At 42.4% G+C, this 19,108-nt stretch carries 17 protein-coding genes; 9 read left to right on the top strand and 8 right to left on the bottom strand.

Annotated elements, in window-relative coordinates; genetic code table 11:
* Window positions 1-76: 76 nt before the first annotated feature.
* Both QZX97_RS12695 and trpS read right to left on the bottom strand, forming a co-directional pair.
* A complete protein-coding gene (locus QZX97_RS12695) occupies window positions 77-1,483 on the bottom strand; it encodes a hypothetical protein (RefSeq protein ID WP_295650299.1) in 1,407 nt (468 codons plus the stop codon).
* 166 nt (window positions 1,484-1,649) lie between these two features.
* Window positions 1,650-2,645 (bottom strand): tryptophan--tRNA ligase, encoded by a 996-nt coding sequence (gene trpS / locus QZX97_RS12690; protein WP_295650303.1) that lies wholly within the window; start codon window positions 2,643-2,645, stop codon window positions 1,650-1,652.
* A gap of 40 nt (window positions 2,646-2,685) precedes the next feature.
* On the opposite strand from trpS, the gene QZX97_RS12685 reads away from it, so the two are divergent.
* The 8 genes from QZX97_RS12685 to QZX97_RS12650 all read left to right on the top strand — a co-directional run bounded on the left by QZX97_RS12685 (window position 2,686) and on the right by QZX97_RS12650 (window position 10,169).
* A complete protein-coding gene (locus tag QZX97_RS12685) occupies window positions 2,686-3,423 on the top strand; it encodes a lysophospholipid acyltransferase family protein (RefSeq protein WP_295650306.1) in 738 nt (245 codons plus the stop codon).
* Between the two features lie 39 nt (window positions 3,424-3,462).
* On the top strand, window positions 3,463-4,194 hold the full coding sequence (locus QZX97_RS12680) for a lysophospholipid acyltransferase family protein (protein WP_295650307.1): 732 nt from the start codon (window positions 3,463-3,465) through the stop codon (window positions 4,192-4,194).
* Window positions 4,191-4,478 (top strand): Asp-tRNA(Asn)/Glu-tRNA(Gln) amidotransferase subunit GatC, encoded by a 288-nt coding sequence (gene gatC / locus QZX97_RS12675; RefSeq protein ID WP_295650309.1) that lies wholly within the window; start codon window positions 4,191-4,193, stop codon window positions 4,476-4,478. Before QZX97_RS12680 ends, gatC begins: the two co-directional genes overlap by 4 nt.
* A gap of 702 nt (window positions 4,479-5,180) precedes the next feature.
* Window positions 5,181-6,893 carry a hypothetical protein gene (locus QZX97_RS12670; RefSeq protein ID WP_295650311.1) on the top strand — a complete coding sequence of 571 codons (1,713 nt, stop codon included), beginning with the start codon at window positions 5,181-5,183 and terminating at the stop codon, window positions 6,891-6,893.
* A gap of 99 nt (window positions 6,894-6,992) precedes the next feature.
* Window positions 6,993-7,541 (top strand): OmpA family protein, encoded by a 549-nt coding sequence (locus QZX97_RS12665; protein WP_295650313.1) that lies wholly within the window; start codon window positions 6,993-6,995, stop codon window positions 7,539-7,541.
* Between the two features lie 241 nt (window positions 7,542-7,782).
* Window positions 7,783-8,298 (top strand): hypothetical protein, encoded by a 516-nt coding sequence (locus tag QZX97_RS12660; RefSeq protein ID WP_295664690.1) that lies wholly within the window; start codon window positions 7,783-7,785, stop codon window positions 8,296-8,298.
* Between the two features lie 32 nt (window positions 8,299-8,330).
* Window positions 8,331-9,311 (top strand): hypothetical protein, encoded by a 981-nt coding sequence (locus QZX97_RS12655; RefSeq protein ID WP_295664689.1) that lies wholly within the window; start codon window positions 8,331-8,333, stop codon window positions 9,309-9,311.
* Window positions 9,312-9,446: 135 nt separating this feature from the next.
* Complete coding sequence (locus tag QZX97_RS12650; protein ID WP_295650319.1) at window positions 9,447-10,169, top strand: ABC transporter ATP-binding protein; 723 nt, start codon at window positions 9,447-9,449, stop codon at window positions 10,167-10,169.
* Between the two features lie 12 nt (window positions 10,170-10,181).
* On the opposite strand, the gene QZX97_RS12645 is transcribed toward QZX97_RS12650, so the two are convergent.
* The 6 genes from QZX97_RS12645 to QZX97_RS12620 form a co-directional block, all read right to left on the bottom strand.
* Window positions 10,182-10,886 (bottom strand): 3'-5' exonuclease, encoded by a 705-nt coding sequence (locus tag QZX97_RS12645; RefSeq protein ID WP_295650321.1) that lies wholly within the window; start codon window positions 10,884-10,886, stop codon window positions 10,182-10,184.
* A 260-nt stretch (window positions 10,887-11,146) separates the two neighbouring features.
* Window positions 11,147-11,551: a hypothetical protein gene (locus QZX97_RS12640; protein ID WP_295650324.1), complete on the bottom strand. Its 405-nt coding sequence runs from the start codon at window positions 11,549-11,551 to the stop codon at window positions 11,147-11,149.
* 27 nt (window positions 11,552-11,578) lie between these two features.
* Complete coding sequence (topA, locus tag QZX97_RS12635; RefSeq protein WP_295650328.1) at window positions 11,579-13,987, bottom strand: type I DNA topoisomerase; 2,409 nt, start codon at window positions 13,985-13,987, stop codon at window positions 11,579-11,581.
* A 118-nt stretch (window positions 13,988-14,105) separates the two neighbouring features.
* On the bottom strand, window positions 14,106-15,194 hold the full coding sequence (gene mnmA, locus QZX97_RS12630; RefSeq protein WP_295650331.1) for a tRNA 2-thiouridine(34) synthase MnmA: 1,089 nt from the start codon (window positions 15,192-15,194) through the stop codon (window positions 14,106-14,108).
* A gap of 243 nt (window positions 15,195-15,437) precedes the next feature.
* On the bottom strand, window positions 15,438-16,040 hold the full coding sequence (locus QZX97_RS12625; RefSeq protein WP_295650333.1) for a TIGR04282 family arsenosugar biosynthesis glycosyltransferase: 603 nt from the start codon (window positions 16,038-16,040) through the stop codon (window positions 15,438-15,440).
* Between the two features lie 61 nt (window positions 16,041-16,101).
* On the bottom strand, window positions 16,102-17,469 hold the full coding sequence (locus tag QZX97_RS12620) for an NAD-dependent succinate-semialdehyde dehydrogenase (protein ID WP_295650335.1): 1,368 nt from the start codon (window positions 17,467-17,469) through the stop codon (window positions 16,102-16,104).
* A gap of 596 nt (window positions 17,470-18,065) precedes the next feature.
* On the opposite strand from QZX97_RS12620, the gene QZX97_RS12615 reads away from it, so the two are divergent.
* The gene (locus QZX97_RS12615; protein WP_295650338.1) at window positions 18,066-19,070 is read left to right on the top strand and encodes an LLM class flavin-dependent oxidoreductase; all 1,005 of its coding nucleotides are present in this window, start codon (window positions 18,066-18,068) and stop codon (window positions 19,068-19,070) included.
* Window positions 19,071-19,108: the final 38 nt, after the last annotated feature.

The following is a 19,108-nucleotide window of genomic DNA, read 5'->3' as shown; positions in this document are numbered from 1 at the left end:
AGGGTTGACAGTTTAATTAATTTATATAGTAGTGCAAATTAATTAAATCATCATCAATAACAAATAATCATTTGCATCATTTGTGATTGTTGTTGGCAACTTGTTCGTTATCAATATGCTCAAGCACTGCGTGAATTTTTGCATCCAGTTCTCGTCCGGCTTCTTCAAGCTTTAAAATGCACTCTTTGTCCAATTCATAATCCATCGCTTTAATCAGGTTGATCAATCCCATTATCGAAGCCAGCGGCTTTCTTAGCTCGTGAGATTGGATATGTGCTATATTTTCGAGCGCTTTTCCTTTCTGCTCGTTGCTCAAGCTTATCAGGCGGTTGTTGCGACTAATAAAACGATATTGCAAAAACAACAGCACCGAAAAGATAACAAAAATCAACGAGCCACTTAATATCACCATGATTAACCGGTTTTTTACATCTTCATCATGACCCATGGATACAATTTTCTTGTCCTTTTTTACCGATTCGTACTTGATCTGCAGTTCACTGATCTGTTTTTCGTTCATGCTTACCTGTAACGAGTCACGCATGTCCCTCGATATAGTTAGCATTGCAAGTGCTTTCTTATAATCCCCCGAAGAATAATAACAATCGTACAGATGGCTGTAAATTTCCATGATACGGTAGGGCTCTTTAATTGATCGCGAAATAGACAGGGCATTGTTTAAATAATCGAGCCCCTTAACTTTATCGCCTTTGTAGTAATATGCCTCGCCCAGCCAGGAGTATGCGTAAGTTAACGAGCGTGGTTGGTTATGTTTTAACGCCAACGCCACACCCTTGTTGCCGTAAAAAATGGCTTTATCATAGTTTTTATTGTCAAGGTAGTACTGCGATATGTTGTCGTAAAAACGGATACGCATACTTTCATATTTTGGGCTCGACTCGGCCATTTTTAACGCCGAAAACTGCAGGTTAATGGAAGTGTCGTTTAAAGCTTTGCTGTGCAGAAATAACTGATGGGTGTGGGTAAGCATCGCCTTTAAACTTAACAGCGCGATAATCGAAGTGGTATCGCGATTAGCAATGGCCCAGTCTAAACCTTTTGCATCAGCTTCGAAGGCCATTTTATAATTGCCATTCTCTTTGTGCAGGTTCGAAATGAGGCTATAAATATCTGGGTAAATCTCCTTTAAGCTCTCTTTTTCGGCATCGGCCAGACATTTAACCGCAATTTCCATCGACTGTTGAGGCTCAGCCGATAGCCAGTAGTAATGCGCCGTAAACAACTCGCTATATATAGCCGCCGGTTTGTCCGAATTCAAATTTGCCAGTTGGTCCAGCTTCTTCGCTATCGGAAGCAACGAATCGATGTGTGCGCTTTGTATCTTCTTCCCCTTGGCTATCAGGCTGTCAATTTGGTGTTGATAGGCGGCTGTTGTGGCAGATGCAACAGGTTTTTGTTTGCACGACATAATGAATATCGCAAAGCAAAAACTGATCAACAGTCGGGTTAGGGTATTAGTCATAAGTCGTCCAGGTAGAGTTTTATTTCTATGAAAAAAACTTATGCAATATAGATAAAAATTATTGTTAAAATTACAATTAAAACAATGTGAAAATATTTATTGTATGGATTAACATACAATTATTTCCCCGTTAGGTCCAAAGGGCATCAACAGATGAGTTAAGGAATTAAAACTTCCTAAACCCAATAATCTCCCGTACCTCTTTAATAGTTTTCTGTGCGCTTTCACGGGCTTTTATAGCGCCATATATGGATACCTGGCGCAGGTAAACTTCATCGTTGGCAATAGCCTCAATGCGTTCGCGCATGGGGGCGGTAGCTATAATCATGTCTTCGGCCAATTGCTTCTTCAGGTCGCCGTAGCGTATCTGCATTTTGTTATACAAGTCGTCAAAATGCTGCAGGGTATCGGGTGTCGATACAACTTTCATCAAATCGAACAGGTTTTGTATCTCGTCGGGCTTTTGTTGGTTTTCGATGGTCGGCCCTGCATCGGTAACAGCACGCATCACCTTTTTGCGGATTACTTCCGGGCTATCAGACAAATAAACAGCGTTGGCTTCCCCTTCCGATTTGCCCATTTTGCCCTTGCCGTCCAATCCCGGTATCTTTACCAGTTTAGCGCTAAAGTTAAAAGCGTATGGTTCGGGGAAGTATTCGTTGTTGTACATCCGGTTAAAACGGTTGCCAAAGGTGCGGGCCATTTCCAAATGCTGTTCCTGGTCTTTACCTACAGGCACTTTGGTGGCTTTATGTATCAAAATATCGGCTGCCATTAACACAGGGTAGGTAAGCAGCCCCGCATTCACGTTATCCGGATTGTCGCGCACCTTATCTTTAAACGATGTAGCACGTTCCAATTCGCCTAAATAGGCGTTCATGTTTAAATAAAGGTATAGTTCTGCTATTTCCGGTACTTCCGACTGTATATATATCGTAGCTTTTTCAGGGTCAATGCCCGCGGCCAGATATTCAACCAATACTTGCTTTACGTTTCCGTGCAGGTCGGCCGGGTTAGGGTGTGTAGTTAAAGAATGCCAGTCGGCAATAAAAAAAAAGCAGTTATGCTCGTGCTGCATCTTTACGAAGTTTTGTACAGCTCCGTAATAATTTCCTAAATGTAATTTGCCGGTAGAACGAATACCGCTGACAACAGTTTCCATATAGCGCGAAAGTAAGTATTTTTTCTATTTTTGATGCGGAATGAAAACAATGTTAAAAAAACTGCATGGCCGTTATTACCGCTATAGCGTTGGTCTTTTTTTAATTATATTCTATCCCTGTCTGTATTATTTCTCGCGCAAGCCTGAGCGTTATCCTATCATGAACATTTTCAGGAAGATATGCGGTTTCCTGAGTTCGGCCATTTCAGGTATTTTCTATCGTATCACCTACCAGGAGCCTATTGACTGGTCGCGCACGTATATTATTTGTCCTAACCACGTGTCGAATATCGATATCACAGCAACCACGCTCGGCACAAAAAACAATTTCCATTATATAGGTAAAGAAGAATTATTGCACAAACCCTGGCTTGGTCTTTTCTTCCGCACTATAGATATACCGGTTAACCGTGAAAGCAAAATGTCATCTTTCCGTGCCTTTAAAAAAGCCGAAGAAAACCTTAAAAAAGGGATGACGCTGATCATCTTCCCGGAAGGAAAGATACCTAAAGATTATCCGCCCCAACTTAATGAGTTTAAGAACGGGCCGTTTCGTCTGGCGATTGAATTAAAAATACCCATTATCCCGGTAACCTGTATCAATACCTGGAAACTGCTGTGGGATACCGGTCTGGAGCGTGGCAGCAAACCCGGCATTTGCGATATTTACTACCACAAAATTATCGAAACCACCAACATGACGGTTGATGACGCCGACACCTTAAAAGAACAGGTTTTTAACATCATCGACCGAAAGTTTAAAAGTGGTAAAATCTGACGATTACTCGCACCCGTATATTAAAGCAAACTGAACCAGATGATTCTTTTTTTGCGCCGCCTGCACAATTACTACTACATATTTACTGCTGTTATCGCGCTTACGCTTTTCTATCCCTTTCTATATATCTACTCGCGTAAGCCTTCGGGCTACAAAAACGTGAACCGGGTGCGCCGTATTGCCAGTTATATCAGCGCTACGGCCTCGGGTATCTTTTTCAGGATAAAGTATGAAGAACCTATCGACTGGACCCGCAATTACATCATTTGCCCCAATCATACTTCCAACCTCGATATTTTGTCGATGGGCATCGCGGTTAAAAACGATTTTAGCTTCATCAGCAAAGCAGAGCTGCTTAGCAATCCATTTTTCGCCATATTTTTAAAAACTTTGGATATCCCGGTTAACCGGGATAGTAAGATATCATCCTTTAAAGCATTTAAAAAGGCCGAGGAGCATTTAAAGAATGGCCGCTCGATGGTGATATTCCCTGAAGGTAAGATTGGCGACGACTACCCGCCCATATTGCACGAGTTTAAGAACGGGCCTTTCCGCTTGGCGATTGAATTGAAGATACCTATCATACCCATTACCTCACTCAATACCTGGAAAGTGTTGTTCGACAGTGGTTTTGAGCTTGGCACCCGCCCCGGCGTATGCGATATTTATGTACACAAACCCATCGAAACCGCAAATTTGACCATTGCCGATGCCGATATGCTGAAAGATATGGTTTATAACCTGATAAATGATAAATTTGCCACAGCATGAAGATAGATAAAGATACCGTCGACAAAATTGCCCACCTGGCCCGCCTGGAGGTTACCGATACCGAGCGCGAAGAACTGATTGGCGATATGGGCAACATACTCGATTTTATGGCCAAACTGAACGAGGTGGATACCACGGGCGTTGAACCCTTGGTGTACATGACCGATACCGTAAACAACTTCCGCGAAGATGTGCTGAAACAGGAAATTAGCCATGAAGAAGCATTATCAAACGCACCTGTGCACGATGCCGATTATTTTAAGGTGGCGAAAGTGATTGGGTAGTTTTGGGAAAACTTAATAAAACATTGCTTTTTATAAACGGTTTTTATTCATAATTTTATCACAACGTTCATCATCGTTCGTTATAATAATCAATGAAAAAGGGTAAGTCGCATATTTTGTCGGGGCGTCAGGCTATGTTTTTTTTGATGACATATCTTTTTTGCGCCCTTGCATACCTGTTCTTTATCCCTAATTGTAATACTTCGCTGTCTAACAGAGCGTCAGCTTTTAACGGCATTGGCTTTAGCAAACCAACGGTTAATTGCAGCTACCAAAACATGGTTTTTGTACAGATGATTGACAGATCCACCCTTGATGACGACCAGCATCATATAATTAAGTCAGTATCGGTTATTTTATTAGTTATTTTTAGCGGGTTTGTTTTGCTCGAACTCATTAGCCGGTTAATTCCCCCCGAGTTATATCATCCCCGAAACAAACAATATTCTTATCTCGTTTTCCGCATCTTCCGGATCTGACAAATTCCTCCGCAATTTGCTGATTGGTTAGTCACCGCTTTTTCCTTACCTGTTTTAGAAAGTGCGTTTTATGCGGGCTTTTGTGTAAAGCGCCGTATGCGTTACTTCAATTGTAAAGGTATGGACGGACTTAATCTATGCCAGTCCTTTTGCTTGCACATGCGCGCTATCTTGGTGAGGCGCTGATTATTGCCTTGTAATTTAACTATTAAATTAAAAGATCATGAAAAAATTAGAGAAAGCTTATGTAAGCACTGTATGCCTGTTGTTATTGGTATCATCCGTTTTTGCGCAAACCATAACCGATGCTAAAAAAGCCATTGATGCTGAACAGTATCAGAAAGCTAAATCAATATTAAACAAACTACTGGTTTCGTCGCCGTTAAAGTACGAAGACTATTTTTATCTGGGCTGGATTTACCTGAAACAGGACTACCCCGACACAGCTATGTCTATGTTTCAAAAGGGTATCGCTGATAACCCGAAATCCGCATTGAACTATGTCGGGATAGGTGCGGTAGCCCGAGCTGACAAAAATTTGACCGAGGTAAAAGCTGATTTTGATAAAGCCGGATCACTAACAGGTAAAAATGCAGAACCGGTTATATATATGGCCGAAGCATACCTTTTAAAACCTGACCCTGATCCGGCATCGGCCATAGCGCTTTTGAATAGCAAAAAGAATTTAGGTACGAATAACCCCGAATATTTTATTGCCCTTGGCGATGCTTATCGTGTGGAAAACGATAACAACAATGCCTATATCAATTACAATCAAGCTTTAACACTCAACCCCAAAGAGGTAAAAGCGATAGTTGCGATAGGTGCATTATGGAAACAAGCCTATAACTTTGAGGATGGCATCCAAAAACTAAAGGATGCCTTGGCCATTGACGCCTCTTTTAGCCCTGCGTACCGGGAGTTGGCCGAAACTGAGCTTTTATGGGCTAAACTGAAGCCCTCGATGTCGCCAGAAAAAATTAAGGAGGGGGCCGATTATTATAAAAAGTACCTCGACCTGACCGACCGGTCGCTTGAATCTGAAATGCGTTATGCGGACTTCTTGATACTTGCACGTGATTATAAAACACTGGAACAAGTGGCGAATGACATCGCAAAATCAAGCAAATCAAACCTGCGCGTGTACCGGTACCTCGCTTATTCCGCCTACGAGAATAAGAACTATCAGGCCGGCTTAGATGCCATCAACATGTTTATTGCCAAAGCCGATCCTAAGCGGATTATCCCGCGCGATTATTTATATCTAGGGCATTTGCAGATTAAAACAAACCAAGATTCCCTTGGTATTTTAACACTGCAAAAAGCCGCGATGTTAGACAGCAATTTTCGCGATGATGTGAACACTGAAATAGCCAAAATATTTTATACCGACCGAAAGTATGCACAGGCTGGCGATGCCTATAAAAACTATATCGAAACTTCGCACAAAGCAAAACTAAATGACTATTTCAGAGAAGGTATGAGTTACTATTTTGCTTACAGTGATCAGTATTTTGCTCCCGGTAGTGCTACCGCTGCAAATAAACCCAAAGCTGATTCCACACTGTTGGTAAAAGCCGACTCCGCTTTTAGTTATGTACAGCAAAAGACAATGGCAAGGCCAATTCCGGATGTAATGCTTTACAGGGCAAGGGTCAAAGATATGGAAGATGCCGATAGGAACAACCTGCAAGGTTTTGCAAAACCATTCTACGAAAAATTTATAGCGCTGGCAACCGTAACACCGCCAACCGACGATAGAACCAAAAAAAACCTGGGCGAAGCTTATGCTTATTTGGGAGCATACTATGAATACAAGGAAAAGGACGATGCCAAAGCTGCGGAAAATTTTGGAAAGGCAAAAGACATTAATCCTGATAACAAACAAGCGCAAGCCTTTTTTGCAAACAAGGAGGCCACAGCTAAAGTCAAATAAACAATTTGCACGCGGTGCACTACAAATATCGAATAATTAATCAACAGGTTATGGACACGGCCGATAACTATTTTTTAAAAAAAATAAAAAAATTCAACCATGAAACTTATAAAATCTAATCTTCTATTTATAACAATTTTATTTGCCTTAGCGGCCTTACAAGCGTGTAAAACAAAAAAACTGGCACAAAAACCTGCTGACCAACCAGCGCCGGTGGTAAAACCTGCGACGACTGCCGAGACGCCTAAACAGGCTCCTGTAGTAAAACCGGCACAGGTCGCGCCGCCCGCTCCGCAGCCACCAACTTTAAGTTTTGATAATAACAATAAGGTTACCATCCAGTTCGAATTTGATTCGAGTGTATTAAAAACAAGCTCGTATGCCATATTGGATCAGGTAGCCTCTGTACTGAGAACTAATCCGGGTATAAAACTCGCTTTAAAAGGATATGCCTCGATAGAAGGCACACCAAAGCATAATATGACGCTGTCACAAGACCGGGCCAATGCAGTTAAATTATACTTGCTTAATTCGGGCGTAACCGCAGCACAAATTACAGGTAAGGGCTATGGTACCAAAAATCCCGTTGCTGATAACAGCACCGAAGAAGGGCGTGAAAAGAACCGCCGCGTCGAAATCGGAAAATAGTGAAAACCTTGTGTTTTAAACTTGCCTCTCTGCTGCCTGTGCGTTTAAATGCATGGGCGGCAATTGGTATCCAATAATCAAACAATAAGCTTTCAAATAAGTTTATTTAAAGAAAATCACCATGTTTAAATGCTCATTTGGTAATAAAGGTAAACAGCCTCCCTTATTGCAATACGTCGAATCGATTGGATACAAAAATGATTGCGGACAAAAAAAGCAAAAACATTTTTGTTTTGTTTTATTGCTTTTTACAACGCTTTTTCCAGTACTGGCAATAGCCGATGGCTTTAAATTCAGGATTAAAAATACTACCAAAGCTGGTATCACGGTGTTTTACAAGATTACCAAAAAGTCGGGCAATTTTAAGCTGAAGTCGTTGGTTAAATTGCAACCGGGCGAGCAAAAGATAAAAGATGTGTCGATAAGCAAAGGGGATACTATTTCTTTTTATGGTCAAAATGCAGAAGATGAAACATCAGCCATTGTCAAGAAAGATTTTGTTTCGCTAAAGGGACAACAAAACGACGCGTGCTATATACCCATAATTATTCCCGAAAAAGAAAATACGAGTTTTGAGTCGCTGGAAAACCTGAGCCTTAAATTACAAAACAATAAAGTATTGAATTTTTTGTTGAAAATGGATTCAACGGCCATGACGGGCTTTTCTTTGCTCGAGAACAATTTTCAAAATGTTTACCCTTTGGGGACTTTTATTTTGTTGATACTAAAACCGACCGTTTACTTGTTCCACCGTTAGAGCCATCATTTTGGAACAATACCGAAAATTATTTGTCTATTCAGGATAGCCTATCAGCTTTAATTAATACCGGACACCAATTACAATCAAACACGCAGGTTACTTATTTTTTAGTCAAATTATTCGACTCATTAAAAGTTAATAATACGCTCCAGGTTCAGTTTAAAGGAAAAATTTCTCTTTTAAGATGGAGACCGGGCAATAATGCCAATATCTATCAGGTTTTTGACGATAAATCGGTGCAATCGTTTCTTCAAAACTGTTACGCGCAGATCGACGACCCTGATAAAGAATTTCAAAGGTATAGGTTATATTTTCTGTCATCATACGAGCGGATTGATGACCTTGAAATTACAGGAAAACAATTTTATAACTTTGGCAATGAAACCGATTTGTCCGTAACAGGGGCTGTTCCGGGTTTTCAGCTATTGAGTACCAATTTGGGCGTACTGTACACCAAAGATCAATCTTTAGGCAATTACTATTCGGTACAAAACGCTGTGTTGCGTACTAAAGCCTATGATTTTACTTCGCTTCTATTTAACGGGTTTAAAGACAATGTCAAAAACAATATTATAGCCAACACCTATACAAATCAGCGCAAAACCACGACAACAATTGTTGATGAATACAAAAGTCTGGTAGCTTATAACCCCGACCCCGTACGCCTTGTGCTGCAAGGGATTGATGCGAAAGATACGACACCCTCGCTCACCCCAATACAAACTACAATCAGCAATTTGTCCCCTTATAGTTATTTACCTACCGACACGTCCAAAAAAGCGGATGCCGTACTTAACAATTATAAAATTGACGCTTATAATAACAAGGTCAAGATATTCAATTCGCACTTAAAGGAAATTAACAGCTTATTTAAACAATTAGATCAGATTAATAATGATTTAGCCAAAATATCTGCCCCAAGCTCTGGCAAAGGCTTCACTAACTCAACTAATGCCCCGGGTATATTAAGTGAAATTGAGGTGGACAACAAAATAGTACGCAAAGAGTAATTGGGTAGATTTGATGTGGCTGGTTTTATTATTGGTCGTCCGTTATATCGCTATTTCCATTCATGGGATGGCAAACTAATTTCTTTTCTCTTGTAACATAACATACCATATCTTAGTCAAACAAAACAAAAACGGATGGAGCCATTAATTACCATTAAAGATATAGGTCGCAAATATGTTATCGGTGCCGAAATTATTCATGCCTTAAAATCGGTATCGCTCACCATTAACAAGGGCGAGTTTGTTGCTTTAATGGGTCCTTCAGGTTCAGGCAAATCAACCTTGATGAATATTTTGGGCTGTTTGGATACCCCAACCAAAGGTGTTTATATCTTGAATGGCATTGACGTAAGCCGCATGAGCGACAACCAGTTGGCCGAAGTGCGCAACAAAGAAATAGGCTTCGTTTTCCAAACGTTTAACTTACTGCCACGTAACACCGCGTTAGACAATGTGGGTCTTCCGCTGGTTTATGCAGGCGTAAAAAAACAAGTGCGTGTTGACCGTGCGCGCAAAGCTTTAGAGAACGTAGGCTTGGGCAACCGTGTGGAGCACAAACCCAATGAGCTTTCGGGCGGGCAGCGCCAGCGTGTGGCCGTAGCCAGGGCGCTTATCAATAACCCATCCATCATTTTAGCCGATGAGCCTACGGGTAACCTCGACACTAAAACATCTGTCGAAATTATGGGCCTGCTGGAAGAAATTCATGCCAAAGGCAATACCATTATCTTAGTAACGCATGAAGAGGATATTGCCCTGCATGCCCACCGCATCGTCCGTATGCGCGATGGTTTGATAGAAAAGGATTTTCCAAACCCCGATATCCATACAGTGAGTAAGTCGACGTCAGCATTATAATTTGTTGAAAGTTTACACATATACAATATCCATCTCGTCAATTAGCTCTTCAAAACGATAACGCCGCAGTAATTGCGCGGTAGCAATCACATCTTTTTGGCAATAGGTAGCAATACGTTCCAATGCGTTTTCCTGCCAGTAAACATGGCCAACCTGGCTGCCGTCAATATCATCTTTCGGGGTGGGGATATTAAATATTTCGGTCAACAGGCTCAATGAGGTGTAGCTTTTGTAATCGCCAAACTTCCATAATTCCATGGTATCCAGGTGCACAATTTCCCATGGCTTTTTACCGGCCATATCCAGTTGTGACGGTATCGATATACCATTGATGATCATCCGTCGGCACAAATAAGGAAAGTCAAACTCTTTCCCGTTATGGGCGCAAAGCATTAAGGTTTTTGGCTGCTTTTTTAGCATCATGCAAAACTGCTTTAATAAAACGGCCTCATCATGGTCGGCGAATGATTTAACCCGTAAACCAACAGGCGGCCCCGGCGTAAATATGCCTACCGATATACAAATTATTTTACCAAACTCGGCCCAAATGCCGGCGCGTTCATAAAATTCCTCAGGCGTTTCGTCTTTGCGCTGATATTGGGTTTTGGCTGCCCACAGTTTTTGCATCGCATCGGGCACTTCGTCAAAGTGTGCGTATTGCGGGACAGTCTCGATGTCTAAAATCAGAACATTTTGCAGGTCTATCTGTTCAAGCATGGTTAAAAATAAAATAAAATTTTGTCATCAACATAAAAACCTAACTAAATCGTCGTTTTATACAACTTTTCGGGTTTATGTTCCGTTAAAACAGATAGATGGCATTTAAATTGCTGCTTTTAAGATATGAAAATCATCATGCCGATATTTCACAGTTGGGGCAAGTTGCTGTTACAGCATCCTAAAGCGCTTTGGTTAACAAAACACTGAGCCTCATTGAGTTTGGATATTTGTCCTTGGGTGGATAGGTACGGCCTTTTTTACAATATCATTACACCCGGTTTGTTTAAAACAGGTAGCTTAATAAAGTTCGAATCGATAATGCTTTCGGGCAAAAAGATGAATTTCTTATCGTAAATATTCCCGTCTATATAGTAGCTCAGCCAATACTCATTGGCAAGGCCGAAGGTCTGCTCGTCAATAGGTTCAACCAAAACAGATTTTCCGCTTTCAACTTTCGGGAACATGTGGCGCAATGTCGAAGTTTTTACCTTTTCGCCGTTCTTTTCGCCATACCCGCGCGACGTGATAAGTACATTTTCTATCGCCACCTTTTTGAGGTTGATGAGATAAACATACCATATCTTGAGTTCGATATCCTCACGCTCTAAGGCTACGGCAATAGCTATATCCTGTACTATATTTTGGGGAAGGTCTTTTTTCATGTCCTCGGCAAAGCGCAGGGCGCGGTTTTACTTCTTTTTAGCAGCTTTTGCTGCCGGTTTCTTTTTAGCCGGTGTCTTTGCTTTAACAGGTGCTGCCTTTTTGGCGCCAAAGCGTCCCGGTTTCTTAGGTTCCTTTTCGGCTATATCGGCTAAAGCCTTACATTCTTCAAAGGTCAAGGTGTTAGGGTCTTTGTCCTTAGGTATTTTAAGGTTCAGTTTGCCAAATTCAATGTATGGCCCCCAGCGGCCGTTCAATATCTTCACATCCGGGTCTTCATCAAAGGTTTTGATGAGCCTTTCCGCATCGCGCTTACGTTTCGCTTCGATAATTTCTATGGCCTGCGCTTCAGTAACATCGTGCGGGTCAAGTTCTTTTGGCAGCGAATAAAAGGCGCTGTTATGGCGTATATACGGGCCAAATTTGCCGATGGCAACTGTCATGTCCTTATCCTCATAAAAACCAACTTTTTTAGGTAGCCTGAACAGGTCCATAGCTTCTTCAAGCGTAATGCTTTCTATCATTTGCCCTGCGCGTAAACTGGCGTATGCCGGTTTTACGGTATTGCCGCCTTCTTCCTTGCTTTCGCTTTCGCCGATTTGCACAAAAGGGCCGTAACGGCCAATACGCACTGATACTTTTTTGCCGCTTACCGGGTCGATACCCAAATCGCGCTCGCCGGTTGCACGTTCTGCAGTCTCCTTGGTGCTCTCCACTTCAATATGAAATGGGGTGTAGAACGAACGGATCATATCTGTCCAATCGGTCAATCCCTGGGCTATCTCATCAAATTGTTTTTCAACCTTAGCGGTGAAGTTAAAATCGACGATGCCTTTAAAATGTTGAACCAAAAAGTCGTTCACCACGGCGCCAATATCCGTTGGGAATAACTTGGCGCGTTCAACACCGGTATTCTCCGTTTTTTCTTCTTTGCTGATGTGGCCGTTTGCCAATGTCATCACCCGATAGTTACGCGGTTTGCCATCGCGGTCTTCTTTAACCACATAACCACGGTTTTGAATGGTGGAGATGGTAGGAGCGTAAGTAGATGGTCGGCCTATACCCAATTCTTCCAATTTCTTCACTAAACTCGCTTCTGTATAGCGCGCAGCCGGCCGCGAAAAGCGTTCGGTAGCGGTCATATCGCGCAGAGTCAATAACTGACCTTGGACTAATGGCGGTAACATGGCATTGTCGCCATCTTCCGATAATTCTTCTTCATCGTCCGATGATTCGAGGTAAACCTTCAAAAAGCCGTCAAACTTCATCACCTCGCCGTTGGCAACCAGATCTTCGCTGCGTGTCGAAATGTCAATTTTGGCGGTAGTTTTTTCAAACTGTGCCTCACTCATCTGCGATGCTATCGCACGCTTCCATATCAGCTCGTATAAACGACGTTCCGACGGGTCGCCGTCTGTAGTGTGGTTTTCAAAAAAAGTTGGCCTGATGGCTTCGTGCGCTTCCTGCGCCCCTGCCGATTTGGTTTTATACTTGCGTAACTGATGGTATTTTTCGCCGTAGGCCGATACAATCTGTTTTTCGGCGGCGTTCAACGCCGTGTCCGACAGATTTACCGAATCAGTACGCATGTAGGTGATCTTACCATACTCATACAGCTTTTGCGCTACCGACATGGTACGCGATACCGAAAAACCCAGCTTGCGACTGGCTTCCTGTTGCAAAGTAGATGTGGTAAACGGTGCGGCAGGGCTACGCTTTGCCGGCTTTGTTTCCAGACTTTTTATAGCGAAAGCAGCGTTGATACAATCCGTCAAAAACTTTTCAGCATCTTCTTGCTTGCTAAAACGCTCGGGCAACTCAGCTTTAAAGGCTTCTTTACCCTTACCAAAAATAGCGACGATACGGAAAGCAGCTTCCGAATTAAATTTATTGACTTCACGCTCACGGTCAACAATCAATCTTACCGCTACCGATTGTACACGACCAGCTGAAAGCGATGGCTTAACCTTTTTCCACAAAACAGGGGATAGTTCAAAACCTACTAACCTGTCTAATACCCGGCGGGCCTGTTGAGCGTTCACCAGGTTATAATCTATTTTTCGTGGGTTTTGGATAGCTTTCTCAATGGCACCCTTTGTTATCTCGTGAAAAACAATGCGTTTTGTAGTCGCATCTTTTAAACCCAGGGTATCAAACAAATGCCACGATATAGCTTCTCCCTCGCGGTCCTCGTCCGATGCGAGCCAAACCATTTCGGCTTCTTTAGCTAATTTTTTTAACTCGCTTACTACCTGCTTTTTATCGGCAGGTACCTCGTATTTCTGTTCGAAATTATTTTTGATATCAATGGCGTCTTCCGACTTGACCAAATCGCGGATATGGCCGTAACTCGATTTAACGGTAAAATCTTTTCCAAGATAACCTTCAATGGTTTTGGCTTTCGCCGGAGACTCTACAATGAGTAAATTTTTAGCCATTTATCAAGTTTTTTTGCAAATAAAGCATAAAGAAAATGAAACGCAAACTTTAGTTATTGCAAATTTTTGCAAACAAGGTGCAAATTTTCAACAATAACAGCAACAATCGGAGTTGTTATCAGATTAAAAAACCGCCGCCTAACAAGTCATTGCCTTCGTAAAAAACAGCCGATTGGCCGGGTGCTATACCCGATACCTTGTGGTGAAAGTCGACTTTCATATGCTCTCCAACCTGCACAATATTGCTTAACATACCGGCGTCCTTATAGCGTATTTTGGTAGTAGCCTCAATAGGTTCGGTAATGGTTTCGTATTTCACCAGGTTTAGGTTCCTTACCCATGCCTCGCCCCGTTCCAAATCTTCGGCACGGCCCAGTACTACGGTATTGCTTTCGGGCAATATTTGGGTTACAAACATCGGTTCGCCTAATGCAATGCCTAAACCCTTGCGCTGGCCAATGGTATAAAACGGATATCCCTGATGTTTTCCAACAACCGTGCCATCAGTTAAAACATAATTGCCACCGGCAACGCGTTCTTCCAAATCGGCTACTTTATGACGTAAGAAGGAGCGATAATCATTATCAGGCACAAAACAGATCTCGTAGCTTTCGCTTTTGTTGGCCAATTCCAACTGACCCATATCTTTGGCCATTTGTCTTATTTCCGCCTTGGCGAAACTACCCAGCGGGAACCGGGTACGCGCCAGGTTCTGTTGTGATACGCCCCAAAGCACATAACTCTGGTCCTTGTTTTCATCCAAACCCTTTGATACGACGTATCGGCCATTATCATGCTGGCGGATGTTGGCATAATGCCCGGTGGCAATAAACTCGCAGTCAAGCTTATCTGCCCGTTTCAACAAAGCTTCCCATTTGATGTGGGTATTGCACAACACACATGGGTTAGGGGTGCGCCCCGCAAGGTATTCGTCAACAAAATTGTCTATCACAAAATCACCAAACTCGCTGCGGATGTCGAGTATATAATGCGGGAAACCATAGCCAACAGCCAAAGCCCGTGCATCGTTAATGCTATCCAAACTGCAGCATCCGGTCTCTTTGGTGTTGGTGCCCGATGAGGCGTAGTCCCAGGTTTTCATGGTCAAGCCAATTACCTCATAGCCCTGCTCGTGCAGCATCACTGCCGCAACCGAACTATCAACCCCGCCACTCATGGCTACCAAAATTCTACCGTGCTTGCTCATTGTTTCAAAGCGCAAAAGTAGGTATTTAAAATAGCAAAAGGGTAGGGGGATGGTCAGTATAAGGTAAATAGAATAGGAGGGAAGATGGGATGTGGAAGACGGAAGGTGTACATGAGCGCAAGTGGAATTTAGCGATTTCGCGTCCTAGTGGCCACAATTATTAGCAAACAAGAAAGGCGATAACGGTATATATCTGATTAAACTTTAAGTTAATATATATTGCTAATCAAATACTTGCAATAATCACTTAACTAAACTCTTTAAATCATCGGTCAAATCTTCAACTGTAGTTATGCTGGGCAATTCTGATAACAAAAAGCAACTTTTTTTTGATCGTTGTATAGCTTTTTGTAATTCCCGGGATAAAGTGGGTGTTCCCCAACCGCCGACATTAAACACATCAGATTGGTAATTGGTGAGACCAAACAGGTAAGAGCCGCCATCTTTTGTTGGGCCGAGTACAGCATCGAAATGGTCCAATTGGCGGAAGGCCAGACGGATGATGCGCTCTTCCAGGTCAAAGCAGTCGCTGCCAATAATGGCCACATGCTCATAACCCGCATCAAATACTTCTTTAAAAGCATTGGTTATCCTGGCCGACATGGTAGGCCCCGATTGCAGGTTTTTTTTGTACTGGTCATCAGGCCAGTTATCATTGGTAACAGCTTCCCTGTCGTAATACAAAAACTTATCGACGCTTAATGATTTTGTGATGAGCAAAGTATGGTCGAGCATTTGTTTATATACTTCGAGTGCCGCCTCATCACCAACAGTTTGGGCCAATCGTTTTTTCACCCGGCCAAGGTCGGGGTTTTTAATGAAGATGATGATAGCGGCCTTTTTCATTTTTTAGTACGATAAATCAGATATGCTAAATATACGATTTTAAATTAGCAATAAACTAATGTTAAGCAATATACACCGTTTTTATATTCACAAACTCGTGTATTCCAAACATACCGAGCTCCCTCCCGTAACCCGATTGTTTGATACCGCCAAAAGGCAGTCTCGGGTCCGACTTTACCATCGTATTAACAAAGCACGAACCTGCCTCCATTAACTTGGCAGCAATAAACCTGCCTTTCACTTTATTTTGCGTGAATATGGCGCCACCCAAGCCAAATATACTATCGTTCGCAATAGTTATGGCCTCGGCTTCATCACGGGCCTTTATGATGGCAGCTACGGGTCCAAACAGTTCTTCATGATAAGCAGGCATCCCTTTTTTAACTTTGGTTAGGATGGTTGGCGGGTAAAAGGCACTTTTATCTTTGGGTACCACACCACCCAGAATACATTTTGCTCCCATCCTAACTGACTTTTTAACTTGTTTGTGCAATTCATCGCGCAAGTCAACACGGGCTTGTGGGCCAACATTCGTTCCATCCGTTAAAGGGTCGCCCATGGTTTTGGCTTTCATTTTTTCGAGGAACAGCCGGGTGAATTCTTTTTCAACGGTTTTAACAACGATAAACCGTTTTGCCGCTATACAACTTTGCCCGTTGTTGATGAGGCGGCTGTTTACACAAGTTTCGGCGGCATGTTCCAGGTCGGCATCTTCCATTATGATGTAGGCGTCGCTGCCGCCCAATTCCAACAACGTTTTTTTTAGCAACGCCCCTGCCTTTTGGGCTACCTGTATACCGGCTTTGGTGCTTCCCGTTAAGGTTACGGCTTTTATCAGCGGGTTTTCAATTACTTTGTTTACCTGTGCACTACTAATGAGCAGGGTTTGAAAAACATTATCCGGGAAACCGGCTTGTTTAACTATATCTTCTATAGCCAAAGCGCAGCCGGGAACGTTTGAGGCGTGTTTGAGTACTCCGCAGTTACCTGCCGCTAACGCAGGCGCCAAAAAGCGGAACACCTGCCAAAAAGGGAAGTTCCAGGGCATAACAGCCAACACCACGCCAATCGGTTGAAACGTAACGTAGCTTTTTGCAGCTTCAGTTTTAACGGTCTGGTCTTTCAAAAAACTTTCAGCGTTTTGCGCGTAATAAGTGCACACCGATGCACACTTTTCAATTTCGGTTATGCCTTGCTTTATAGGTTTGCCCATTTCCAATGCCATCAGTTTTGCCAGTTCGGCTTTTTGGCTATCCAAAACCAGGGCCATTTGGTTTAACAGCGCGGCACGTTGGACAAAAGTGGTTTGTTTCCATTTGAGCCATGCCGCGTGGGTTTCTTCTATTTTTTTGAAGACTGCTTTATTGCTGTCCAGTTGGTACTTTTTAATAACCTCTCCGTTTACCGGGTTAACTGAAAATATATTCATATATAAATTAATTGTTACCTAAAAATATGTTGTTAACAAACTTAGCCGTAGTAGCAAGCGCAATAAAATAAATCGCATCATCGCAACTCTGGGCAGCTTGCCTTAATGATAATTTGTAAAGAATATGTGCATTTTTCACGGATTTGTGCTGGTATTTTGTATAACAACAATATACAAAGCATTGTTCTTTTTATTAATATTTTAATGAATAAAACATCAAATTCAATTGTATTCAATGTAAAGTAAATATTGCTTAAAAATTAATAAAAATATTTTTTTGTATGGATGACCTCTTGTTTTTGTGTAACTTTGTTTATCCTAATTAACTATAGCATGAAATTAAATCTAACATTCGAACAAAAAATTCAGGGCTTTGCGGTACTGGTTATCGGTATCGCGGGACTTGTTAATTACCTGATCTGATTGATTGTAAATCTGGATGAAACAAAAGGGTAATGGCCAACAGGGCTGTTACCCTTTTCTGTTTTAGTAAATTTGTGTCATTATGTATCATCCCATAGGTTTTATGATACAGCCATTACTTTTTATTGGTTCTAGATCATTCAATTTGCTGTGTTTAATAGTGCTACGTTTTCATGAAAAATATTAAGCTCAGTATACTTGATCAGTCAACCATCAGCAAGGGCGGATTGGCTATTGATTCCATCAAGCATACCATCCAATTAGTTCAAAAGGCCGAAGGTTGGGGCTATCACCGCTTTTGGGTATCGGAGCATCATAACCTGGTAAGCATAGCAGGGTCTGCTCCCGAAGTTCTCATCGCTTATCTTGCCGCCGTTACTAAGCATATCAGACTTGGCTCAGGGGGAATCATGTTGCCAAACCATAGCTCGCTTAAGGTGGCCGAAAATTTCAGACTGCTCGAAACCATGGCTCCCGGTCGTATTGACCTTGGCATAGGGCGTGCGCCGGGAGGCGACAGGATAACGGCGTCGCTGTTAAATCCAGGCAATCGTTTTAAAGAAGAGGATTATATACAACAGGTTAATGAGTTGCAAATGTATTTTAACGACCAGGTGCAAACGCAGTTCGGGTCGGTAAAGGCTATACCGGTGGTTTATGATGAACCACCCATCTGGATGCTGACATCCAGCGGTAGCAGTGCCTACACTGCAGCAGATATGGGCTTGGGCTTAGCTTTTGCCCAATTTATCGCGGCCAATGGCGTAAAAGAGGCCATTACAACATACCGCACTCGTTTTGTTCCGTCAGATATTTTCCCTAAGCCCGAAGTAATTATCGCTATATGGGTTTTATGTGCCGATACCGAAGAAAAGGCCGAAGAACTAAAACGATCGTTATTGCATGTGTTTTTACAGATGGAAAAAGGTGAGGTGCGCACAGGTATGCCGCCTTATGATGAAATAAAGGACTATCCGTATACCATACAAGATCGCATGCGCATGGAGCAGCACAGTAACAGACTGATAGCTGGCACGCCTCTACAGGTAAAACAACAGATAATTGATTTAGCAGAGAATTGCGATGCCGACGAAATAATGGCTGCAACAATAACTTTTGCACCCGAAGACAAAATACGTTCGTTTGAGTTATTAGCGAAGGAGTTTGATCTGTATTGACCAGGTTAATAATTAGCCCGGCAAAACTTAGCCGCAAA

Origin of the sequence: uncultured Mucilaginibacter sp., assembly GCF_903893715.1 — a bacterium.
GTDB lineage: Bacteria > Bacteroidota > Bacteroidia > Sphingobacteriales > Sphingobacteriaceae > Mucilaginibacter.
The sequence above is the reverse complement of the archived record's forward strand: the minus strand, read 5'-3'. Positions and strand labels throughout refer to the sequence as shown.

Excerpts from the sequence above, each read along its gene's own strand:
- QZX97_RS12625 (WP_295650333.1), bottom strand. The coding sequence starts at position 16,040 with ATGAAAAAGGCCGCTATCATCATCTTCATTAAAAACCCCGACCTTGGC.
- mnmA (WP_295650331.1), bottom strand. The coding sequence starts at position 15,194 with ATGAGCAAGCACGGTAGAATTTTGGTAGCCATGAGTGGCGGGGTTGAT.
- QZX97_RS12645 (WP_295650321.1), bottom strand. The coding sequence starts at position 10,886 with ATGCTTGAACAGATAGACCTGCAAAATGTTCTGATTTTAGACATCGAG.
- QZX97_RS12665 (WP_295650313.1), top strand. The coding sequence starts at position 6,993 with ATGAAACTTATAAAATCTAATCTTCTATTTATAACAATTTTATTTGCC.
- QZX97_RS12640 (WP_295650324.1), bottom strand. The coding sequence starts at position 11,551 with ATGAAAAAAGACCTTCCCCAAAATATAGTACAGGATATAGCTATTGCC.
- QZX97_RS12670 (WP_295650311.1), top strand. The coding sequence starts at position 5,181 with ATGAAAAAATTAGAGAAAGCTTATGTAAGCACTGTATGCCTGTTGTTA.
- QZX97_RS12695 (WP_295650299.1), bottom strand. The coding sequence starts at position 1,483 with ATGACTAATACCCTAACCCGACTGTTGATCAGTTTTTGCTTTGCGATA.
- QZX97_RS12680 (WP_295650307.1), top strand. The coding sequence starts at position 3,463 with ATGATTCTTTTTTTGCGCCGCCTGCACAATTACTACTACATATTTACT.
- trpS (WP_295650303.1), bottom strand. The coding sequence starts at position 2,645 with ATGGAAACTGTTGTCAGCGGTATTCGTTCTACCGGCAAATTACATTTA.
- QZX97_RS12650 (WP_295650319.1), top strand. The coding sequence starts at position 9,447 with ATGGAGCCATTAATTACCATTAAAGATATAGGTCGCAAATATGTTATC.
- QZX97_RS12620 (WP_295650335.1), bottom strand. The coding sequence starts at position 17,469 with ATGAATATATTTTCAGTTAACCCGGTAAACGGAGAGGTTATTAAAAAG.
- QZX97_RS12615 (WP_295650338.1), top strand. The coding sequence starts at position 18,066 with ATGAAAAATATTAAGCTCAGTATACTTGATCAGTCAACCATCAGCAAG.
- QZX97_RS12685 (WP_295650306.1), top strand. The coding sequence starts at position 2,686 with ATGAAAACAATGTTAAAAAAACTGCATGGCCGTTATTACCGCTATAGC.
- gatC (WP_295650309.1), top strand. The coding sequence starts at position 4,191 with ATGAAGATAGATAAAGATACCGTCGACAAAATTGCCCACCTGGCCCGC.
- topA (WP_295650328.1), bottom strand. The coding sequence starts at position 13,987 with ATGGCTAAAAATTTACTCATTGTAGAGTCTCCGGCGAAAGCCAAAACC.